Raw genomic sequence first — 18,437 nt, 5'->3', positions numbered from 1 at the left:
GTTATCTCTCCTCGCCGAGGATCACGACACGGACCTCTCCCCGACAGCCGTCGAGGGTTTCGTCACCGAAGCCGACCGACGTGTGCAATGCGATGCGCTGCTGTGATCTCGCACGGTAGGTTTCGATGCGGTCGAAGGTCAGCTCTGCGCGGAATCGTCGGGAGTCGACCGGCCGTGCGAAGGTGAAACGGCTGTCGGCGATCACCATGCCGGGTAGGTACCGACGGCGGAACTCGGCCATCGACCACCCACCGAACACCGGGCCGATCGAGTGCCGGACCATTGTCGCGATCGTGAGATAGGCCATCTGGTTGTAGCCGATCAGCGCATCGACCGCATTGAGATGCCCGGTCTCGTCGATGTAGCACGATTCCTCGATCGCGAGTTCCGCCTCGCCGCTGATCTTTTCGCCGTCGAATCGATGCGTCATCCTCCGCAGGTAGCGGGCGGCGGGGCGATAGACCTGTAACACGTCGGCGAGCAGATCCGCATCGTGCGCTATCTCGAGGCCGTCGACACCGTCGCGGTGAGCTGCTGTCGTCAATTCCAATGCCTTTCGATTCGCGCGCTTTCCGATTCGCGCGTCTTTTTCGTTTCACGACATCTGCACAGGAAGTCGGGTCGAGTGCCGAGCGAGTTCCCGACGGTTCGTGAAGTGTCGGCTGTCACACCGAAACGGGCTCGATGGTGTTCGGGACATCACAGCCACGACGGTTTCGGAACTTTCCGGCCGTCGCGACGCGACTACTCGGGAGGCGTCGTGGCGTATCCGCCTGTGCCCCGAAGGTTTCAGTCGGCAGGAGAGGTTCCGTGAAGATCAGCGCACAACCCGTCATGGGTGTCATCGTCGAAGGTTTCGACCCCGGCTCCGACGAGGATGTCCGGACCTTGAAACAAATCGTCTACCGCCATCGAATCGCCATTGTGAAGGAGCAGCACCCCGATCCCGTGGAGTTGCTCGAGTTCGGGCGTAGATTGGGTGCGCCGCAGCTGTACTACGAGCCGATCTATCGGCATCCCGACGTGCCCGAGGTCTTCGTCTCGTCGAACGTCTCCGTCGACGGACGGCAGATGGGGGTGCCCAAGACAGGCCAATTCTGGCACTCCGACTACCAATTCATGCCGAGGCCGTTCGATCTGACGATCATCTCGCCGCGCCGGGTGCCTCGACAACGCCGCGGCACCTTGTTCATCGATCTTGTCGAGGCATATCGAACGCTCGATTCGGAACTGGCCGACGTGGCGTCCGAAACGGTTGCGATCCACACGCCACGGCGGAAGTTCAAGATCCGCCCGACCGATGTCTACCGACCGATCGGCGACGTCCTCGCCGAAATCGACCAACGCACACCACCGGTCCGGCGACCGACGGTGATCCGCCATCCCCACACCGGTGAACAGGTGCTCTACGTGAGCGAAGGGGCGACCGAAATGATCGAGGATCTCGAGGGACAACCGCGACCCGATGTGCTCGAGCGGTTGCTCTCCGACACCGGGCAACTCGACCCCACCCATGAGCACCCCGCCATCCACCTGCAGAAATTCGACGTCGGAGATCTGCTCATCTGGGACAACATCGCCCTGGCGCATCGGTCGCTGCACAATCCCACCGCGGACCCGGCGGAATCCTGGCGCATCACCCTCTACGACGACCCCTCGCTCGATGCCGAGACGTCGTAGCGAGCCCGTCGGTTCGGCAACGGGAAAGCGGCGGTGCCCTCCCACGGCGAGGACGGGCACCGCTCGCGATCTCCACCCGTCAGGCGTCGACCAGTTCGTATCCGGCTTCTTCGACGGCCGCGCGGACGTCCGCGGTCGATAGTGCGGTTCGGCTGTGGACGGTGACCCGCCCCTGTTCCACATCGACATCGACCTCGTCGACCCCGGACAGTTTTCGGATCTCGGAAGTCACATGCTGCGCGCAATGCCCGCACGTCATCCCTGTCACTCGATACACCTGTTCGGCCATATCGCACCTTTCGATTCGCATATGAGATGACACGGTCATGGTGTGTCACCTCCGGACATGGAATTGGTCGGATGCGGTGGGCCGCGAGTTCCCGTCGGCCCACCGCGTCCGGAGCGGCCGGAGTCGATTCCGTGCCGTCAGCGTGTTCGGGTAGCCGACGCAGGTGTCGTGCCGCACCGTTTCCGCTCGGAGACGGTGCGAACGTCGGCCGCATCCGTGCTCATGCCCTGCCACAGTTCGACCAGGGTTTCCCGGGCTCGCGCGACCCGGGAGCGGATGGTGCCGACCGGGCAGTCGGTGGCCTGCGCGGCTTCGGCATAGCTGAGTCCCAGGATCTGGGTCAGGACGAACGCTTCACGACGGTCGTCCGGGAGACAGCGCAGGAAATCCACGACCGCCATTTCCTCGCCGATATCGTCGTTGTGCCGGTCGCGCCGCTGATCGATCGCGGTCTCCCAGTCGGTGCCGCTCGTGACGTGTGGACGTGCGGAGGCACTGCGCCGTCGGTCGATCACCGCGCGCCGGGCGATCGAGAGCAACCAGGTGCGGGCGGTGGAATGTCCTGCGAACCGTGGCAGGCTGCCCATCGCGCGTAGGAAGGTTTCCTGGGTCAGATCGTCGGCGGATTGCACATCGGTCATTCGGGCGACGAACCGCCACACATCGGCCTGGGCGTACCTGATGAACTCCGTCAGCGCTGTTCGGTCGCCCGCCCCGGCGGCCAAGGCCAGCGCAGTCAATCGATCATCCGATGACATGACGGTGAGCCGGGAAGTGATCGGTGGATCGTGTGGGGGCACCTGGTCGGAATGTGATCGGCAGCGCCGGCCGATATCGGGTAGCGCTTGGGAATACATGCTCATGGCGAAGAATTTCCTGGTCGGGACGCATGCGCGGTCGCGCCGGAACGCATTCGCGTGCACGGCGGATGAGTGAACGCAACCGCAGGATCGCGTCGGTGCCGGCGATACGCCGGTGACGGTTGTCCCGTCGCGGGTCACCCGACCGCCCGGCGTCCCGGAAATGCTCGAACGCCGCGGCCGGTCACAGCGGTCGCAACGGATGGGAGATATGACGCGATACGGTGCGGTGGACCGCGCCGGACCATCGCATGCAGCAGGAATTCTGTGGTGACCGGGTTGTCGTGGTCGGTCGACGGACGGGTGACGACCGGGGTCCGGACAGCAGGTAGCGGTGGAACGAGCAGCAACAAAGGCAGCACGATCCGCGCATACAGGGTTGCGGCGAGGGCGAATGCGGTGCGCTCACCCCGCCGCAACCACAGAGCACACAGCAGTGCGGCGAGACCGTGCGCTCCCAGCATGGCCGGTGTGCCGGTGTCGGCCAGGCGGTGGGCCATCGCGGCATGGTCGGCATGCCCCCCGGAGACATCGGCGGTGAACCACAGGTGCAGCGCGCCTTGACCGGCCAGCAGGCCGACGGTTATCGCCGTCAGACCTTGCTCTCGGTCGGCGACCGACCAGGCGAGAGCGGTGAGGAAGCCGGTCGCGAGAACGAGGGTCGACAGGGAGATGGTGTGGGCAGAGGTGAGGGAATGCCCCGCCGCCGAGAGCAGGACACAGATCAGCGCGAACATCGACGCACGGCACACCCTGGCACATGGCGAACTGTGCGCTGGACTGATCATGGCGCCGTCTATCGTCGCACCCTCTCCGTTACGGCGGTGATCCGGGGCAAAAGGCTCCTGTTCGCGTCACAACGCCGTCCACAGTGGCGGCGCGGGTTTCCTCTACAACGCCGAATGCATGGCCGCTCAGCGGTTCCGATGGTCCGGAAACCACTGTCGGGCAGGTGTGAGCACCGCGGCAAGGACTCGTTCGTCGAGATCGGGGACCGGTGCGGCCACGGCGAGCCGGAACCGCTGGGTCGATTCGGCTGCTGCCACATGCCATCGGCGGCAGTCCGGGCACCGACGAAGATGCTCGTCCAACCGGGCAGCGGGCACCGACTCGGCTTCGCCGTCGAGCCGAGCGGACAGGCATTCCCGTGCCACCGAGCATTCCACGCGACGATTTTCGCACCACGACATGGTGTGCTGTCACCGAGTTCACCCGTTCGCCGAGCGGCAGGGCCGATCGAACGCCTTGTTCGATGCACATTGCGAGACCGGAGTTCGGTTACCGGCCCACCGGCCGACGCGAGCCGGGCTTCTCCTTCTCCATCCGGCAGTCACTCAACGGCCGACAGTGGTTGGGATATCGCACAGAACGCGGCGTAGCGTCCGCCGTGGCTCATGAGATCGTCGTGGCTTCCCTGTTCCACGATTCGGCCGCCGTCGAGGAAGACGATGTGGTCGGCGCGGCGGACGGTGCGCATTCGATGTGCCACCATCACCACGGTCCGGCCGGCCATGAGGCGCTCGATGCCGGCGTGGACCGCCGCCTCGTTCACCGGGTCCAGGGCGGAGGTCACCTCGTCCAGGAGCACGATGGGCGCATCCTTCAACAGCGCCCGTGCGATGGAAACCCGTTGGCGCTCACCGCCGGACAGCTGCGCGCCGCCTTCGCCGACCAGCGCGTTCCAGCCACCGGGGAGACGCTCGATCACCTCGTCCAGACCTGCCGCGGTGGCGGCGGCCCGCAGCTGCGCGTCGGTCGCGTCGGGGCGGCCGAGGCGTATGTTCTCCTCGATGGTGCCGTCGAAGAGATGGACGTCCTGGAAGACGATGGCGAGCTGGGCCATCAACTCCTCGGAGCTCATCGCGCGCACGTCCACACCGCCGATGCGTACCGCGCCGGAGTTCACGTCGTAGAACCGGGCGAGCAGTTGCAGCAGGGTGCTCTTCCCCGCCCCTGACGGGCCGACGACGGCCAGTCGCTTCCCCTGCGGCACCGCCAGGGACACGTTGTCGAGCACCTGCCGGTCGCCGTGTCGGAAGGAGACGGACTCGAACTCCAGATCATGGCGGTGTGGCCGGATGGGATCGGTGGCCTCCGGCAGCGGTTCGGTGCGCAGCAGCGTATCGAGCCTGGCCAACACGGCACGTGCGCTACGGAGCTTGCCACCGATATCCGATAGCGACAGCAGCGGATCGGCGCAGCGGGCGGCCAACACCATGATCGCCAAGAACTCTGCCACTCCGATTTCGCCGCCGAGGGCGAGGTAGGTGCCCAGGACGAGTAGGGCTGTGAACATCGCCTGCACCGTGAGGACGAGGCCGACGGCGCCGGGTAGTGCGGACAGCGTCGATCGGCGCGAGGCGCGCTGCAGTTCGTGGAGCGAGTCGTCGAGTAGGGCGAAGCGCTCGGTGGTTCGGCCGCCCGTCCGCAGCACCGGCTGTGCCTGGAGATACTCGATGACCCGTTCGGCGGCTGCGGCCTCACGTTCGGAGCGCTCCGCATCGGCGGTGGCGGTTGCCTGGGTCGTCCGGCCACTGATCGCCGCCACGATCGGCGCGGCGAGGAGCGCGGCCATGCCCAGTTGCCAGTTGTACGACAGCAGGACGAAGACGATCGTCAAGGGGGTCACCGCGGCAGAGAGGAACGGCGCCAGCAGATGCGCGATAACGCTCATGGCTTCCAGGACACCGCGACTGGCCAGCACCGATATCTCGCCGACCCGGCCGCCGCTGTACCAGCCGAGGGGAAGTCGGCCCAGATGCTCGCCGATTCGGAAGTATATTCCCCGCAGCATGGTGGTTCCGACTCGGAAGCCGGACAGATCACTGAGATAACGCAGGACCGCATAGACCGCGACCGCGACACCGAAGGAGACCAGCCAGGGACGGGCCTGTGCGGGAGTATCCCCGAACAGGGCGCGCAGAATGGGAACCAGCAGGCCGTAGGACAATCCTTCGGCAATGGCGGTCGCTGTCATGAGGGCAATCGTGCGGCGCACCGGCGGGGCGTATTCGGGTCCGAGCACGCGCAGCAGCATTCGAATCATCGGTACTCATCTCCTCGAGCGGTTTCGGGCCCGTCCGCGATCGCTGATCGATGGATCTGCCGGAAAGCGGCGAACCTGCCGCCGCGGGCCAACAGTTCGGCCGGTCGGCCGCGCTCGACGATCGCCCCGTCCTCCAGCACCACGACGGTGTCGGCGTCGGCGACCGTCTCCGGGCGATGGGCGATGACCAGAATGGTGCGCTCTCCTGCCTGCGTCGACAGTGTTCGGCGCACCGCTTGTTCGGTCTGCGGGTCGGCGAAGGCCGTCGCCTCGTCGAGCACCAGGATGGGCGCGTCGGAGAGTAGTGCGCGGGCGAGTGCGATGCGTTGCGCCTCACCGCCGGAGAGCCGGGCCTGCGTGCCGAGCACGGTTTCGTAGCCGTGGGGCAGTTCGACAATGCGATCGTGGATGTTCGCCAGCCGGGCGGCGCGTACCACATCGGCGCGGTCGGCCTGTGGTACCGCCAGCGCGATATTGTCGGCTACCGATGCGCGTAGCAGACGAACGTCCTGGAAGACGAAGGCGACCTTCCGGTACAGCGTGTTGCTGTCGATGTTCCGCAGATCGGTCCCGCCCAGCATGACCGACCCGTGCGTCGGATCGAAGAAGCGTGGCAGTAGCTGCACCAGGGTGGATTTGCCGCTTCCGGACGGCCCGACGAGCGCGGTGACCGTCCCCTGTTCGAGTACCAGGTCGATTCCGCGCAGCACCTCGCGCTCGGCGTCGTAGCCGAATCGAACGTCGCGCAGTTCCACCCGGTGCCCCTGGGGTTCGACCGGGTCCGCCGGTTCCGGCAGCGGTGTGACGGCGAGTACTTCCCGAATCCGGCCGACCGCGCGCCGCGCGGCCTGCATCTCGTCGAAGCCGTGGCCGAGGGCGGCCACGGGGGCGGTCAGCCCCAGTCCCAACAGCAGGAACGGCAATAGATCGGCCGGTGCGAGCGAATTGTTCGCCATCAGCACCGCACCGCCGGTCAACACGACCAGCAGGACGAACGGTGGCGACAGCACGAGCTGCATGCCCGCGGCGATCGGGGCGAGACCGCTCACCCAGCGGAAGAAGGTCCCGACGAAATCATCCACGGCCGTCCGGAATGCGCGGTGGGCCTGCCCGGAACCACCGAATGCCTTGACCACCGCGATGCCCTGCACGTATTCGACGACGGAGTTCGCGACATGCCCCATGGCCGCATCGAACTCTTCCTGTTCGCGCAGCCGGGTCGGAGTCATCATCGCCGGTACCAGCGCCACCGCCAGCACCACCGGGACAAGTGTGATGAGCGTCAGCCGCCAGTCGATGGTGAACAGATAGATCAGCGAAACCAACGGCACCACGAAGGCGGAGACGAGCTCGCCTGGGGTGTGCGCGATGAACGGATGCACGGCACTCACATCGTCGCCCACCACCTGCGCCAGCTCGCCGGTCCGGCGGCGGGAGAACCAGCCGATCGGCGCCCGTCCCAGCCCGGCGGCCAGTTGCCGGCGCAACGAGAGCTGCACCCGCCCGTCGAGTAGGTGTCCGATGCCTGCCGAGGCGGCCGTGAACAGCAGCCGGACCAGCAGGCCGACCGCGCCTGCGAGCACGACGATCCAGACGTGACCATGGTCGATCGGATCGGGAGAGAGCAGAATTCGGCCCAACTCGACAACGGCGAGCAACGGTGCCAGTCCGGCGACGGCACCGATGACCTGAAAGATCAGTACGGCGGCGAAACCGCCGGCGAAGGGGCGTAATGATCCGGTCGGACGACGGGCCGGCTCCGCACCGTTCGGGGGCGGCGATTTCTCTTTCGTCTCGGCGGTATCGCTGCGCATCGAGTGTCTCCGTGCTTTCCGGTAATGCTTCTCGCCACCGAGGCTCTCGGTGGTGTAGCGATACCCTGACAGGCGTGGACACTGATCCGCTTTCGGAAATCTGCGGTCCGGCGCGGACGCCGGTGGCCTGGGTGCGGACCGGCCATGTCGGCTATATCGGGCCGGATCTCGGCGTCGAACCGCATTCCCCGTCGGTCGCCATGCTCGGCGTCGGACTGCACGGCCCGCTTCTTGTGGACACAGGTGCGCACGGCCGGATCCGCACCGGCAGTTTTTTCGCCCCTGCTCGCACGACGCAGCGCCTGGTCGCCACCAAGGGCTGGATTCTGGCATTGTTCGTCGAACCCGCGGGCGTGCCCGCCACCGCCATTGCCGACGTGATGACTTCCTCCGCGGGAGTTTTCGGACTCGACCATCGACGGGAGCGAGAACTGGTCGAGTTGTGCTCGGCCGAGAACGTGGACCCGGATCGCATCTACGCCTGCGCCGTCGCCAGGCCCGCGCCGGTAATCGATCCGCGCATCGAAGAGATCGCCACCATTATCCGAGACCATCCGGACCGGACCTTCCGCGCCGATCGAATCGCCGCGAAGATGGGCCTGTCCACCACATATTTCCTACGACTGTTCACCCAGCAGTACGGCACTACCTTTCGTGGTTATCAACGGTGGAGGCGCATTATCGGTACCGTTCGCAACGCCGTGGCCGGCCACGATCTCACTCGCGCCGCCATCGACGCCGGTTTCGCCACCCCGTCGCATTTCAGCGAAACCTTTCGCGACATGATCGGACTATCGGCCACGGATATGCTGCGCGCGGGTATCCGCTTCGATCTCGGCACAGCTCCTGCTCCGTGATATTTCGTTCGCCGCGGTGCTGCGTCCGGTGCGGGGCGCGACGCCCATGGGCCGCGCTCGCACCGGATCGCTCCACCCGCCGCAGCCATCCGTGCCAGGAATGCGAGTATCGAGCGGTGGATGACTACGCCGCTCACGAACAGCGTGCCGAGGAACTGCTCAGTGGCCTTACCACCGGCGACGCGGTCAGCGACGCGGAGCGGCGGAACGTGATCGCTCGGGCACAGGCACATGCTGCCCTCGCGCAGGCGGAAGCTCAGCGGGCGACCGCTGAGGCCATACGCATGCTCGGGACATTGCCGGCACGAGACATGGTCTGAGCGGCACGGGCCGCTCGTCGACCGCACAGGTCACCTCGGTCCCCTGCGCCCGTCGGGCAAGCGGTCGTTGCGCGGTCGATTGTGAGTCCGTCCATCGGCCACGCGGTTTCGTCGATCGCGAGCCACGGTGCGCTCGCGATGCGGGGCGGGGTCATATCGGTGATCGCCTTGGTGCGACGATGGAGGTGGGATTGGTCGACGTAGCCTGCCTCGACCGCGGCATCAGCGGGTGAATGACCTGCCGCCAGAAGATGGGCGGCATGGTCGAAGCGGACGAGTTCGGACACGCGTTTGGGCGAGACTCCGATCCGGGACCGGAAGTGGGACCAGAGTCGTTGGCGGGTCCATCCGGTCTCGGTGGAGATCGTCTCGATTCGAAGGTTTCCCCTGGTCCGGGCGATCCGGTCCCAGGCGTATACGAATTCGGGTGCTACAGCGAATTTGCCGGAGGTCCGGCTTCGAAGGAACGCGCTTGTGAGGGCGAAACGGTCGTCCCACGACGGTGTCGAACGCAGCCGTTCGGTCAGAGCGGTAGCGCTGCCCCACAGTTGCGACAACGATGTCACGGTACCGCCGATCATCTCGGTGTCTCGGAGAATCGCTGCGGCGGCGGTGGGGGACAGGCGGATCTGCAGGACTTCACCGGCCCCCGCGCCGGTTATGCGTAGGGCGCCGGCGCGGAGGCCGATGATCGCGTTTCCCGCGACCGGGCCTTCGGGATCGTGGTAGACGATTCCGCGTTCGCTGAGATCCAGCAGGAGCGTGATCGCGGGATGCGGGATCATCGTGAGGTCCACAGGGACGAAATCGTGGTAATGGAAACCCGCCATCCGGATTCCCGGGGTCGGGCGGCCGGTCGGGACAGCGACCTCGACCCGGCTCCAGTCCAGTGGGTCGGTAGCGGTCATGTGGCTCAGATTAGCCGGATCGTGGCAACGTGACATTTGTACAAGATGGTGCGACGAGTTTTCACGAAGCTGTCGGCATGAGCGAATCGAGTCTCGGTCGGGCACATACCGATACGACAATTCACGGGTTGCATGTCGTCATCGACGGGGACCCGGCGGCACCGCCCTTGCTGCTCATCCACGGTTCGGGCGCAACCGGTTCGACGTGGGCGCCGGTGGTGCCGTCGCTTACCACGACGTATCAGGTGATCACGATCGACCTGCCGGGATGTGGCCGATCCGAGCCGGCGTCCACGTACGCCGTTCCCCAGCAGGCGGACCGGACGGCGGCAGTGTTGGACGAGCTCGGGCTCCGGAAGGTGAAGGTGGTCGGTCACTCCAGCGGGGGATACGTCGCCACCGCTCTCGTGGAGCGTCGCCCGGACCTGGTCGGCGAGCTGATCCTGGTCGGCACCGGGCCTGGCCGGACAGCGCTCTTGCCCGAGCCGGCAATCGTCAAGGCGCTCGCCTCGCCGCCCTTCGGGCCGCTCGTGTGGGCGATTCGCACCGACTCGATGATCCGTCGCGGACTGGCAGCGACTGCGGCGGCCCCGATCACGGTGCCCGACACAGCCGTAGCGGATCTGCGAAGGACGGCTTATCGAGCGTTCCGCGCGATTCTCGCCGCCAACATGGACTACATCACTGCGAAGACCGTGCCCGAGCGCCTCATCGCCGCCGGGAAGCCCCTCCTCGTGATCTTCGGGGACTCCGACCCACGGTGGGATCCGGCCGCCGCGCGCCGGTACGAGGCGGTACCGGGTGCCGAGCTCCGATACCTGCACGGAGTCGGGCATATGGCGATGCTCGAGGACGGCGACGCCCTTGTCCGCTCGATACTCGACTACACGCTCTAGAAAGTGGCCTCGGAGCCGGTGTGGTCGAGGCGCCGGTTCGATTCGATGTGCGGTTGTGGCGCGTAGGCATGAGCCTGCCGACAGGTTGCGCGGGCTGCCGGTCGACTTGACATACCGGCGACAGGCCCGTGAGGGCCGAGTGTGCGTTGTAGCGGTAGTTCGGGGTGGTTCGACCCAGGGCCGTGCGAGGGGGGTTGACGGGAGTTTCGCACTGCATATTGCTTTTCCGTTGTGGCCGGCCGTAATCGCCCGGATCGCCATCTGTTGGTGTGCTCGTCCGTGAGTCGGCTGCGGGGTTCGAGTCCATCTGTCCACGAGCGGGCCTTCACCGCCCGGGAGTTTTGCCATTTCCCATGACGGAGAACGCTTTACGAATCATTGAACCGTCGTCTATCGTACCGTCAAACAACGGCAAAATTGCTCTTCGTCACAACCGGAACGGCATGGTCCCGGATGTGACAGGCGCCACTATGGGAGAAGCGGGGTTGGAGTGTCTCCGGAAGTAATCGGATTCGCGCTGTTGATGATCGGCGTGATGATGTTGATATCGAAGATCATCAGGGTGAAGTGGCGACTCACCCAGAAGCTGTTCATTCCGAGTTCGATCATCGGCGGTGCGTTGGCATTGCTCATCGGGCCGGATGTGTTCGGGCGGATCGCCTCGGCGTTGGGCACGGATCGCTTCGCCGAGTCGGGGTTGTTCACCCCCGAAATCCTGGAGGTGTGGAAAACTCTTCCCGGCCTGCTGATTTCGCTGGTGTTCGCAGGTCTGTTGATGGGGCACAAGCTGCCGTCCCCGCGGGAGGCATTCCGCGTCGCCGGGCCGCAGATCACCTTCGGTATCACCGTTGCCAGCGGCCAGTACGTATTCGGGTTGCTGCTGGCGATCCTCGTATTGGGACCGGTGTTCGGACTGCCCGCGATGGCGGGCACGCTGATCGAGATCGGATTCGAGGGCGGACACGGCACCGCGGCCGGTATGGCCGGAACCTTCGAGGAATTCAACTTCCCCGAAGCCCAGGATCTGGCGCTGGGTCTGGCGACCGTCGGCATCCTGTCCGGTGTCGTGTGCGGTATCGCCTTGATCAACTGGGGTGTTCGCACGGGAAAAACCGCCGAGCTGAAGTCGAATGCCGCTCCGTCGGTATCGGAACAAGCGGGGTGGGTGGAAAAGGATCGGCGTCGGTCGGCCGGGACGCTCACGGTCAACCCGTCCTCGATCGAGCCGTTGACGCTGCATTTCGGATTGCTGGCGGTGGCCGTGCTGATCGGTTGGTTGATCTTGTCGGGGTTGCAGTGGCTGGAGTCGAAGCTGTGGGCCGACACCCTCGAGTTGTTCGCGCATGTGCCGTTGTTCCCGATCGCGATGATCGGCGGCATCATCGTCCAGGGCTTGATCCAGGTATTCGACAAAAACGATATCGTCGATGTGCAACTGATCGAGCGGTTGCAGGGGTTCAGTCTCGACGTCTTGGTCATCGCCGCTCTGGGCACCCTGTCTCTGCAGTCCATTGCCGCCAACCTGGGCCCGTTCGTGCTGCTGGCGATCACCGGCCTGGTCTGGACGGTGGGCGCGTTCGTGTTCCTGGCACGGCGGATGCTGCCCGACTTCTGGTTCGAACGCGGTATCGCCGATGTCGGTCAGGCGATGGGCGTGACCTCCACCGGTCTGATCCTGCTGCGCGTGGCCGATCCGGATCTGAAAACGCCTGCCTACCAGGCATTCGGCTATAAACAGCTGATTATGGAACCGTTCTTCGGTGGTGGGCTGGTCACCGCCGGTGCGATTCCCGTGATCGCCAATTTCGGCGCCGGCGCGTTGTTCGTGGGCATGCTCGCCCTGTTCCTCGGCGCACTCGCCGCGGGGCTGCTCTACTTCGGTCGTCGTCGCACCCAGACGCCGGTGCCGGAATCTGTGGCAACCTGAATCGGGAAGACGAGCGAAAGACAGGTGTGGCGCCCGAGCTTCGAGCTCTGGTGCCACACCTGTCCCTGGGGTCGCTGGTCTTTCCGCCGGGCCGCTCTACGATGCCGGGTCATCCGGTGCCATGGTCGCGATGATCGTGAGTGGGGGCTTTGTGTGGCGGTCGGCATAGAACGGTTGCCGAACGTGTCCGGGGTGGAACATGCGTCGTTCCATCGGCATTTCGCCGGCGAGGACGATCTCGTCGTGGCGATGTCGCGGGGCTACGACCGGCGTTTCCGCGCGTAGCCGGTCGAGTCGTGTTCGTCCCGCACCGGAAACGAACTCTTTGGCTTCCCACGGTGGTTCAGGTCACGAATGACCGGTAGGGGATTCCCTACATTTATATCCACGCCCCCCGGAAAAGGGTTCGGTAATCGTCTTCGGCTGTAACCTTGGTGTGGACGAATTGCCCTATCCGCCAGATTTATTCGCAATCGAGCGGCCGAGGTACGAGGACCGGATCGGTGAATATCCATCGCGATTACCTCGACAGCGCCCCATTGTCATCCGTTGTTCTTCCGGCCGTTTCGGGTATCAGGGGTGGGTTGTGACAAGTGCCGAGGTCTGGCCCGAGGGGCTGGAGCTGGATCCGAACGAGTCGGAAAACCCGGAAGATCGACGGTCCGGGCCGGTACGACCGTGGTCGAATCAACGAGAACACCGGCGCCCGCCCCTGGGTGTGATCCCGCCCGATCATTCGTCCCCGCAGACTCTGCGGCAGGAACCCGGGCCGGGTGCTGCGGATGTCGTCGAACCCGGCGGGGCGAACGTTCATCCGGTGAACGACATCGCCCGACACGGTCCGTTGCTGCAGGCCGGTGCGGATGCGCATGCGGCGTCGAGTGAGATGGTCGCTCCGCGGCCGGAGCGGGTATCGGCCGAGCCGGGGCTGGTTCGCGGAGAGCTGCCGCGGGGCGGTCCGGAGCGGATCGATGGGGGTTCGCCCGCCACCGTGACGAGCGGGCCGACCGCCGCGGACCTGCTGCCGCTCATGGCTTCCGCGCTGAACGATTCGAATCCGGTACGGAATGGCTCGATACCGGTCGCCGGTGGGAGCGACCCGACGCCGGTCGCCGATACCGGCATCGAGAAGTTGGCGGATATCGATGATGGTGGCTTCCGTCCGGTCGGGCTGCCCCCGGATCAGGCGCGCGCATTGCAGACATTGCACGATATGGCCGACCTGTACGGCACGGGGGACAGGACGACCCCGGAGGTCCGGAAACTACCGCGACCGTCGGGGGAGATCCCCGGCCAGGGGGACACTGTGACAGCGGCCAATGGCCTGCGGTCCCGTCAACGCGACACCGCCGACGTCTTCGAAGACCGCGACCATCGGTTGGATGCCATCCTGAACGGTCATGCCGGTCGGAACGTGACCGAGAAGAAGGCCATGAACGGCGTACTGCAGAACGTGGGCAGCTCCTTGGGTGCGAGCCCGCCGCCTTACCACAGTACGCAGGAAAAGCAGCAGATGGACCGGCTGTTCGATATCGCGCTCGAAGACGGCGCCGGCATCGTGTCCGGTGGGCAGCGCAATGCCGATGGCGTCGCTGCCGCCATCAACGAACTCGCCGAGGAATTCGAACAGGACAAGAAGGGCGAGAAGGACGAGAGCAGCGGCGGCGCACCCGCATCCAAACGCCCCACCGGAAAAGCCTCCACGAAGAAAGCGAAGGCCATCAAGAAAGCCGTCGATAAAGCGATCAAGGCGGCGAAAGCGCAGCTGGGGGAGCCATATCGATTCGGTGGTACAGGTCCGGACTCATGGGACTGCTCGGGTCTGGTGCGGTACGCGCTGAAAAAGGCCGGTGTCAAAGTCGGGCGAACGACATGGCAGCAGTACAACCAGCTTCGTAAGGTCAATGGAAAGCCGAAGGCCGGCGATCTCGTCTTCAATAGTTCCAGAGGCCACGTTCTGATGTGCATCGGCAACAACAAGTTCATACATGCACCCCGGACCGGTGACGTGGTCAGAGTGGTCACCATGAAAAACCTCGAGCGGGATCTTCCGGGATACAAGGTCGCACGCTGGACACACAAAGTGCCGGTCAACGGATGATGCCCGTCCACCGCACATATCGCCGCCCCGTTCGGCGGTAGAACCGAGTTTCTCTGTTTCCTCGGAGCGGCTCTCCGAGGAAACAGAGAACACGGACCTCATCACATCAGTGGGGCGGCAGGATGTGAGCGAGGAAGGCGTCCGTATCGGAGCGGGCCTGCGGCAAGAGCGTGAAATGAGTGGCCGGCGGATAGAACAGCAGTCGGCTGTCGGCGCCGCCTTGCCGAAGTTGTTGCTGGAGCAGCATTGTGGTCGGCATCGGCTGCACGGTATCCGCTCCGCCCTGCAGGAGCAGTATCGGCCGGTGGTACCCGGTTGTGGGGACCGCCATGTAGTCGCGGAGGGCGGTGATCACCGCCGGATCGGACAACGGTCTGACGAACAACTCCCCGAAGGGGCGGCCCGCGATAGCGTCCTGCGCGGACCGCAGGCATCCTTCACCGGCCTCGGCGATGGCGAGCACCTGCTTTCCTCGGTCGCTCAAATAGTCGGTGATGCGCAGATCCGGGCGCACATGATCGAGGCCGGCCATGATCAGCAGAACTCGGAGCTGGAGCCCGTCGGGGAGCGGAACCGCCAGGCCGGGGCCGGACAGCGAGGTGATCAGGTCCTCGTAGTTGCTGGTCGGGGCATAGGCCAGCGTGCCGCGCAGGTCGAGTTCCGGAGCATAGTGCGATGACGATTGCGCGGCGAACAGCGCCGAGTGCCCTCCGATGGAATGTCCGGCCAGTGCGTACGAGTTCGACAGTTCGGGATCGTGGATGCGACCGGCCCGCACGATATCGAGCACCGCATGGCCGGCAGCGCGCCCGGCCAGGTATTCGTAGTGTCCCGGTGCGCCGAGTCCGATGTAATCCGTGGCCGCCACCGCGTAGCCCTGCGCCAGATAGGCGGACAATTGCGGTGTTTCGTCGAAGGTATCCGCGATCCCGCCCATGAGATTGGGGGCGCAACCTTGTGCGATACCGCTTGTGGAATGCGCCCACGACACCACCGGCCAACCGTTCGGAGGGGGATTTCCCGCAGGCAGGTAGATATTTCCGGCGCTGGTCTGCGGCTCACCGTTCTGCCCGGTGGTTCGGTAGACGAGCCGATAGCCTTCGGCGGCCGAGGGAATCAGCTCGGTTTCGTCCAACGGCCGGGCCGACACCACCGTTCCCGGTCCGGGTGAGGGTGGTGGATCCGCTGTCGACGATCCGGTGGCCGTCGCCGATAACACGGCGACGAGTATCGCCACGATCGCGTGCCGTATGGAAAACGTCCTTCTCGACATGGAGCTCTCCTGGATGGGGTTGGTGAACGGGTGGTTCGGATGGTGTTTCGCGGTCGGCCTCGCAGCCCTGCGTTCCACCTGGATCGGCGGCCGTCGGGAGCGCTCCCGTTTCGGGCTCACGGGTGACGGCACGGAGAAGTCCTTCCGGTCGGTGCCGGGGACGAATCGAGAGCGGTCCGCGTATGTGATCTCGGTCCGGGAAGCAACGGCCGTGTCGAGTGCGTTATCGCCGCCCTCGGGTAGCGTCGTCGCGGTGCGGCGGTGCGTGGACGAGACCGTACCGAAAGTGCCCGGTGGGTGGGCACGTGGCGATGCCGGCCAACTCGTTATCCTTCGGCGGATTTGCTCAGATGGAGCATCGGGGAATCGAGGGGCTTGGCGGTATATACCTTGTCGGTATATACACCTTGTCGGTATATACGTGGCATTCGATCGATCGGTCGAGCGGTGTTGCCGCGGAAAGGATTTCGCGAGCGGCGCGTTGCCCGGATTCGATCGCGCCGTCGATATATCCGGCCCAGTGGATTGCCGTTTCGGTGCCTGCCCAGTGCAATGGGCCGGTCGGTCGGCGCAGCTCCGGTCCGAAACGGGTCAGGGCAGACGGGGTGGCGAAGGCGCCATAGCAGCCGCGACTGTAGGGTTCGGTGGTCCAATCCTGTTCGATGTAGTGGACCGGATAGCGTGCCTTGGGGCCGAAGTATGCCGCGAGATCGTCGAGAACCATATCGCGGCGCTGTTTCGGAGTGAGACGTGCCGCGGTCTGGGCATGAGTGGCCTCGAGGAATCCGACCAGGACCGCGGGTTCAGCGTCCGGCGGGCCGGCATCGAAGACGGTGCCGAGGGCGCGCCGATCGCTGTTGGCCTGTCCGGTCAGGCCCCGTGTGCGCCAGAACGGTTCGTCGTAGATCGCATTGACCTTGATTGTTTGGCCCATCGGCAGGCGGTGCAGCAGTTGGGTGCGTTCGGTGGGTAGATCCGGTGTGAATCGGATGCGCGCGACCAGCGGTGGTGGGATCGCGATGATCGCATGCCTGGCCTGCCACCGCTGTTTCCCGGCCCGCACCCGGACGCCGTGGTCGCCCCACTCGATTTCGGAAACCTCGGCGCCGAGGACGACGCGCTCGCCCAGTTCCTCGGCCATGGCGATGAAGAGCCGCTGAGTGCCGCCGACGACCCGGTCCTGCTGGGCTCCACCGCGCGTGTCGATCAACGAGTCGAGACCGCCGCCCGAGTGGATGTAGAACTGCGCCCACAGTGCCGACATCTCCTCGGGTTCGGCGCACCAGACCGCCTGGGTGACCAGCCGGAAGAACGCGTGCCCGGTCCGGGTGCGCGAGTGTTCGCGTAACCAGGTGTCGAATGTCTGGCCATCGAGTGTCTTGGCATGGGGCGCTGTCCACGGTTCCCGCAGCGGTACTCGGCGGGCCGAGCGCTCGAGTTGTAGCCGCGTGAGGCCGATATCGGCTAGGACGAACGGGTTCAGTCTCGGTATCCGGCCCCGGTAGCGGCGGATTCGACCGCCGAACTCGGCGATGTTCGCGCCCTGATCGTATGTGGGGTAGGTGGAGAACCCGAGCTCGGTCAGCAAGGCCGACACCTGTCGCTGACCCGGGCCGACCCACATGCCGCCGACCTCCACATACGTGTCGCTGCCCGGTATCTCGACATTGAGGGTTCGTCCACCCACTCGTTGCCGGGCCTCCAGTACCAGGACATCGCGTCCGGCCGCGGCAAGGGCGCGGGCCGCGGTCAGCCCGGCCGCCCCGGCTCCCACCACGATGACGTCACTGCGGCGTAACATTCGCATACACCTAACATCTCAGATACACGATGTATGTAAATGTAACCTTATCGATGTGACTGTCAAGGGACGACGTGCGGAATACGCCGAAGCCACCCGATCCGCTCTCCTGGAGACGGCCCGCCGGCTGTTCATCGAACAGCGATACTCCGAGCTCTCCGCCGACGAGATCGCACGGGCCGCCCGCCTGACCCGGGGCGCGGTGTACCACCACTTCGGCGGTAAACAGGGGTTGTTCGAGGCCGTGTTCGAACAGGTCGAACAGGAATTGACCGAACGTCTGACGAGCGCGATCGGTGAACCCGGCGACTCCTGGGACACCACCGTCCGGGCCCTGAACGTGTTCCTCGACGAATGCACCGATGTGGCCTATCAACGCATCGTGCTGCAGGAGGGGCCGTTCGCGCTGGGCTGGGACCGGTGGCGCGAACTCGACGAGCGGTACACGCTCGGTCTGATCGGCCGAGCGGTGGATCGGCTGGTCCGAGAAGGTGTTTTCCGGCCCCGCTCGACCGAGCTCACGGTCCGCGCCATCTACGGACTGCTCACCGAGTTGGCCTGGAGTCTGGCCGATACGACCGATGAGCGGACGCGGCGGGAAGCGGGGCAGATCGCGCTCGACATGATCGGCGCCCTACGCGGCCCGGTCGAGTGACGATGAATAT

17 protein-coding genes are annotated in these 18,437 nt (G+C 65.4%); 7 read left to right on the top strand and 10 right to left on the bottom strand.

All coding sequences use genetic code 11. The features are described from left to right. Nucleotide 1 precedes the first annotated feature (1 nt). On the bottom strand, nucleotides 2-544 hold the full coding sequence (locus ON32_RS15500) for an FcoT family thioesterase (protein WP_157224206.1): 543 nt from the start codon (nucleotides 542-544) through the stop codon (nucleotides 2-4). 266 nt (nucleotides 545-810) lie between these two features. Between ON32_RS15500 and ON32_RS15495 the strand changes: the two genes are divergently transcribed. Continuing rightward, nucleotides 811-1,680 (top strand): TauD/TfdA dioxygenase family protein, encoded by an 870-nt coding sequence (locus ON32_RS15495; protein ID WP_217998059.1) that lies wholly within the window; start codon nucleotides 811-813, stop codon nucleotides 1,678-1,680. Between the two features lie 79 nt (nucleotides 1,681-1,759). Here the strand turns inward: ON32_RS15495 and ON32_RS15490 are convergent, their stop codons facing one another. The 6 genes from ON32_RS15490 to ON32_RS15465 form a co-directional block, all read right to left on the bottom strand. Further along, nucleotides 1,760-1,969, bottom strand: coding sequence for a heavy-metal-associated domain-containing protein (locus ON32_RS15490; RefSeq protein WP_040791571.1), 210 nt, complete (start codon nucleotides 1,967-1,969; stop codon nucleotides 1,760-1,762). Nucleotides 1,970-2,106: 137 nt separating this feature from the next. Then, a complete protein-coding gene (locus tag ON32_RS15485; RefSeq protein ID WP_083874557.1) occupies nucleotides 2,107-2,727 on the bottom strand; it encodes a sigma-70 family RNA polymerase sigma factor in 621 nt (206 codons plus the stop codon). A gap of 239 nt (nucleotides 2,728-2,966) precedes the next feature. Further along, nucleotides 2,967-3,566, bottom strand: coding sequence for a hypothetical protein (locus ON32_RS15480; protein WP_051133287.1), 600 nt, complete (start codon nucleotides 3,564-3,566; stop codon nucleotides 2,967-2,969). Nucleotides 3,567-3,743: 177 nt separating this feature from the next. Continuing rightward, nucleotides 3,744-3,995, bottom strand: coding sequence for a zf-HC2 domain-containing protein (locus tag ON32_RS30695; RefSeq protein ID WP_040791570.1), 252 nt, complete (start codon nucleotides 3,993-3,995; stop codon nucleotides 3,744-3,746). 164 nt (nucleotides 3,996-4,159) lie between these two features. Then, nucleotides 4,160-5,875, bottom strand: a complete 1,716-nt coding sequence (locus tag ON32_RS15470) for an ABC transporter ATP-binding protein (protein ID WP_040791569.1) — start codon at nucleotides 5,873-5,875, stop codon at nucleotides 4,160-4,162. Then, nucleotides 5,872-7,689 carry an ABC transporter ATP-binding protein gene (locus ON32_RS15465; protein WP_040791568.1) on the bottom strand — a complete coding sequence of 606 codons (1,818 nt, stop codon included), beginning with the start codon at nucleotides 7,687-7,689 and terminating at the stop codon, nucleotides 5,872-5,874. The genes ON32_RS15470 and ON32_RS15465 overlap by 4 nt, the downstream gene beginning before the upstream one ends. A gap of 74 nt (nucleotides 7,690-7,763) precedes the next feature. Between ON32_RS15465 and ON32_RS15460 the strand changes: the two genes are divergently transcribed. Beyond that, a complete protein-coding gene (locus ON32_RS15460) occupies nucleotides 7,764-8,546 on the top strand; it encodes a helix-turn-helix domain-containing protein (protein WP_051133286.1) in 783 nt (260 codons plus the stop codon). A gap of 256 nt (nucleotides 8,547-8,802) precedes the next feature. Here the strand turns inward: ON32_RS15460 and ON32_RS15450 are convergent, their stop codons facing one another. Continuing rightward, nucleotides 8,803-9,774 carry a helix-turn-helix domain-containing protein gene (locus tag ON32_RS15450; RefSeq protein ID WP_245551076.1) on the bottom strand — a complete coding sequence of 324 codons (972 nt, stop codon included), beginning with the start codon at nucleotides 9,772-9,774 and terminating at the stop codon, nucleotides 8,803-8,805. A gap of 77 nt (nucleotides 9,775-9,851) precedes the next feature. Here ON32_RS15450 and ON32_RS15445 point away from each other — a divergent pair, with 77 nt between their 5' ends. From ON32_RS15445 to ON32_RS30115, 4 genes are all read left to right on the top strand, one after another. After that, on the top strand, nucleotides 9,852-10,670 hold the full coding sequence (locus tag ON32_RS15445) for an alpha/beta fold hydrolase (protein WP_040791566.1): 819 nt from the start codon (nucleotides 9,852-9,854) through the stop codon (nucleotides 10,668-10,670). Between the two features lie 490 nt (nucleotides 10,671-11,160). Then, nucleotides 11,161-12,597 (top strand): sodium/glutamate symporter, encoded by a 1,437-nt coding sequence (locus ON32_RS15440; protein ID WP_040791565.1) that lies wholly within the window; start codon nucleotides 11,161-11,163, stop codon nucleotides 12,595-12,597. Nucleotides 12,598-12,750: 153 nt separating this feature from the next. Further along, nucleotides 12,751-12,882 (top strand): hypothetical protein, encoded by a 132-nt coding sequence (locus ON32_RS30555; RefSeq protein WP_281032236.1) that lies wholly within the window; start codon nucleotides 12,751-12,753, stop codon nucleotides 12,880-12,882. Between the two features lie 301 nt (nucleotides 12,883-13,183). Continuing rightward, nucleotides 13,184-14,698, top strand: a complete 1,515-nt coding sequence (locus ON32_RS30115) for a C40 family peptidase (protein ID WP_051133285.1) — start codon at nucleotides 13,184-13,186, stop codon at nucleotides 14,696-14,698. Nucleotides 14,699-14,804: 106 nt separating this feature from the next. Here the strand turns inward: ON32_RS30115 and ON32_RS15430 are convergent, their stop codons facing one another. Continuing rightward, nucleotides 14,805-15,971 (bottom strand): lipase family protein, encoded by a 1,167-nt coding sequence (locus ON32_RS15430; RefSeq protein WP_040791645.1) that lies wholly within the window; start codon nucleotides 15,969-15,971, stop codon nucleotides 14,805-14,807. Nucleotides 15,972-16,317: 346 nt separating this feature from the next. Then, nucleotides 16,318-17,778, bottom strand: coding sequence for a flavin monoamine oxidase family protein (locus ON32_RS15425; protein ID WP_306307656.1), 1,461 nt, complete (start codon nucleotides 17,776-17,778; stop codon nucleotides 16,318-16,320). A gap of 49 nt (nucleotides 17,779-17,827) precedes the next feature. On the opposite strand from ON32_RS15425, the gene ON32_RS15420 reads away from it, so the two are divergent. Continuing rightward, nucleotides 17,828-18,427, top strand: a complete 600-nt coding sequence (locus tag ON32_RS15420) for a TetR/AcrR family transcriptional regulator (protein ID WP_040791564.1) — start codon at nucleotides 17,828-17,830, stop codon at nucleotides 18,425-18,427. Nucleotides 18,428-18,437 lie beyond the last annotated feature (10 nt).

The organism is Nocardia paucivorans NBRC 100373 (genome assembly GCF_000308675.1).
GTDB classification, from domain to species: Bacteria; Actinomycetota; Actinomycetes; order Mycobacteriales; family Mycobacteriaceae; genus Nocardia; species Nocardia paucivorans.
The sequence above is the reverse complement of the archived record's forward strand: the minus strand, read 5'-3'. Positions and strand labels throughout refer to the sequence as shown.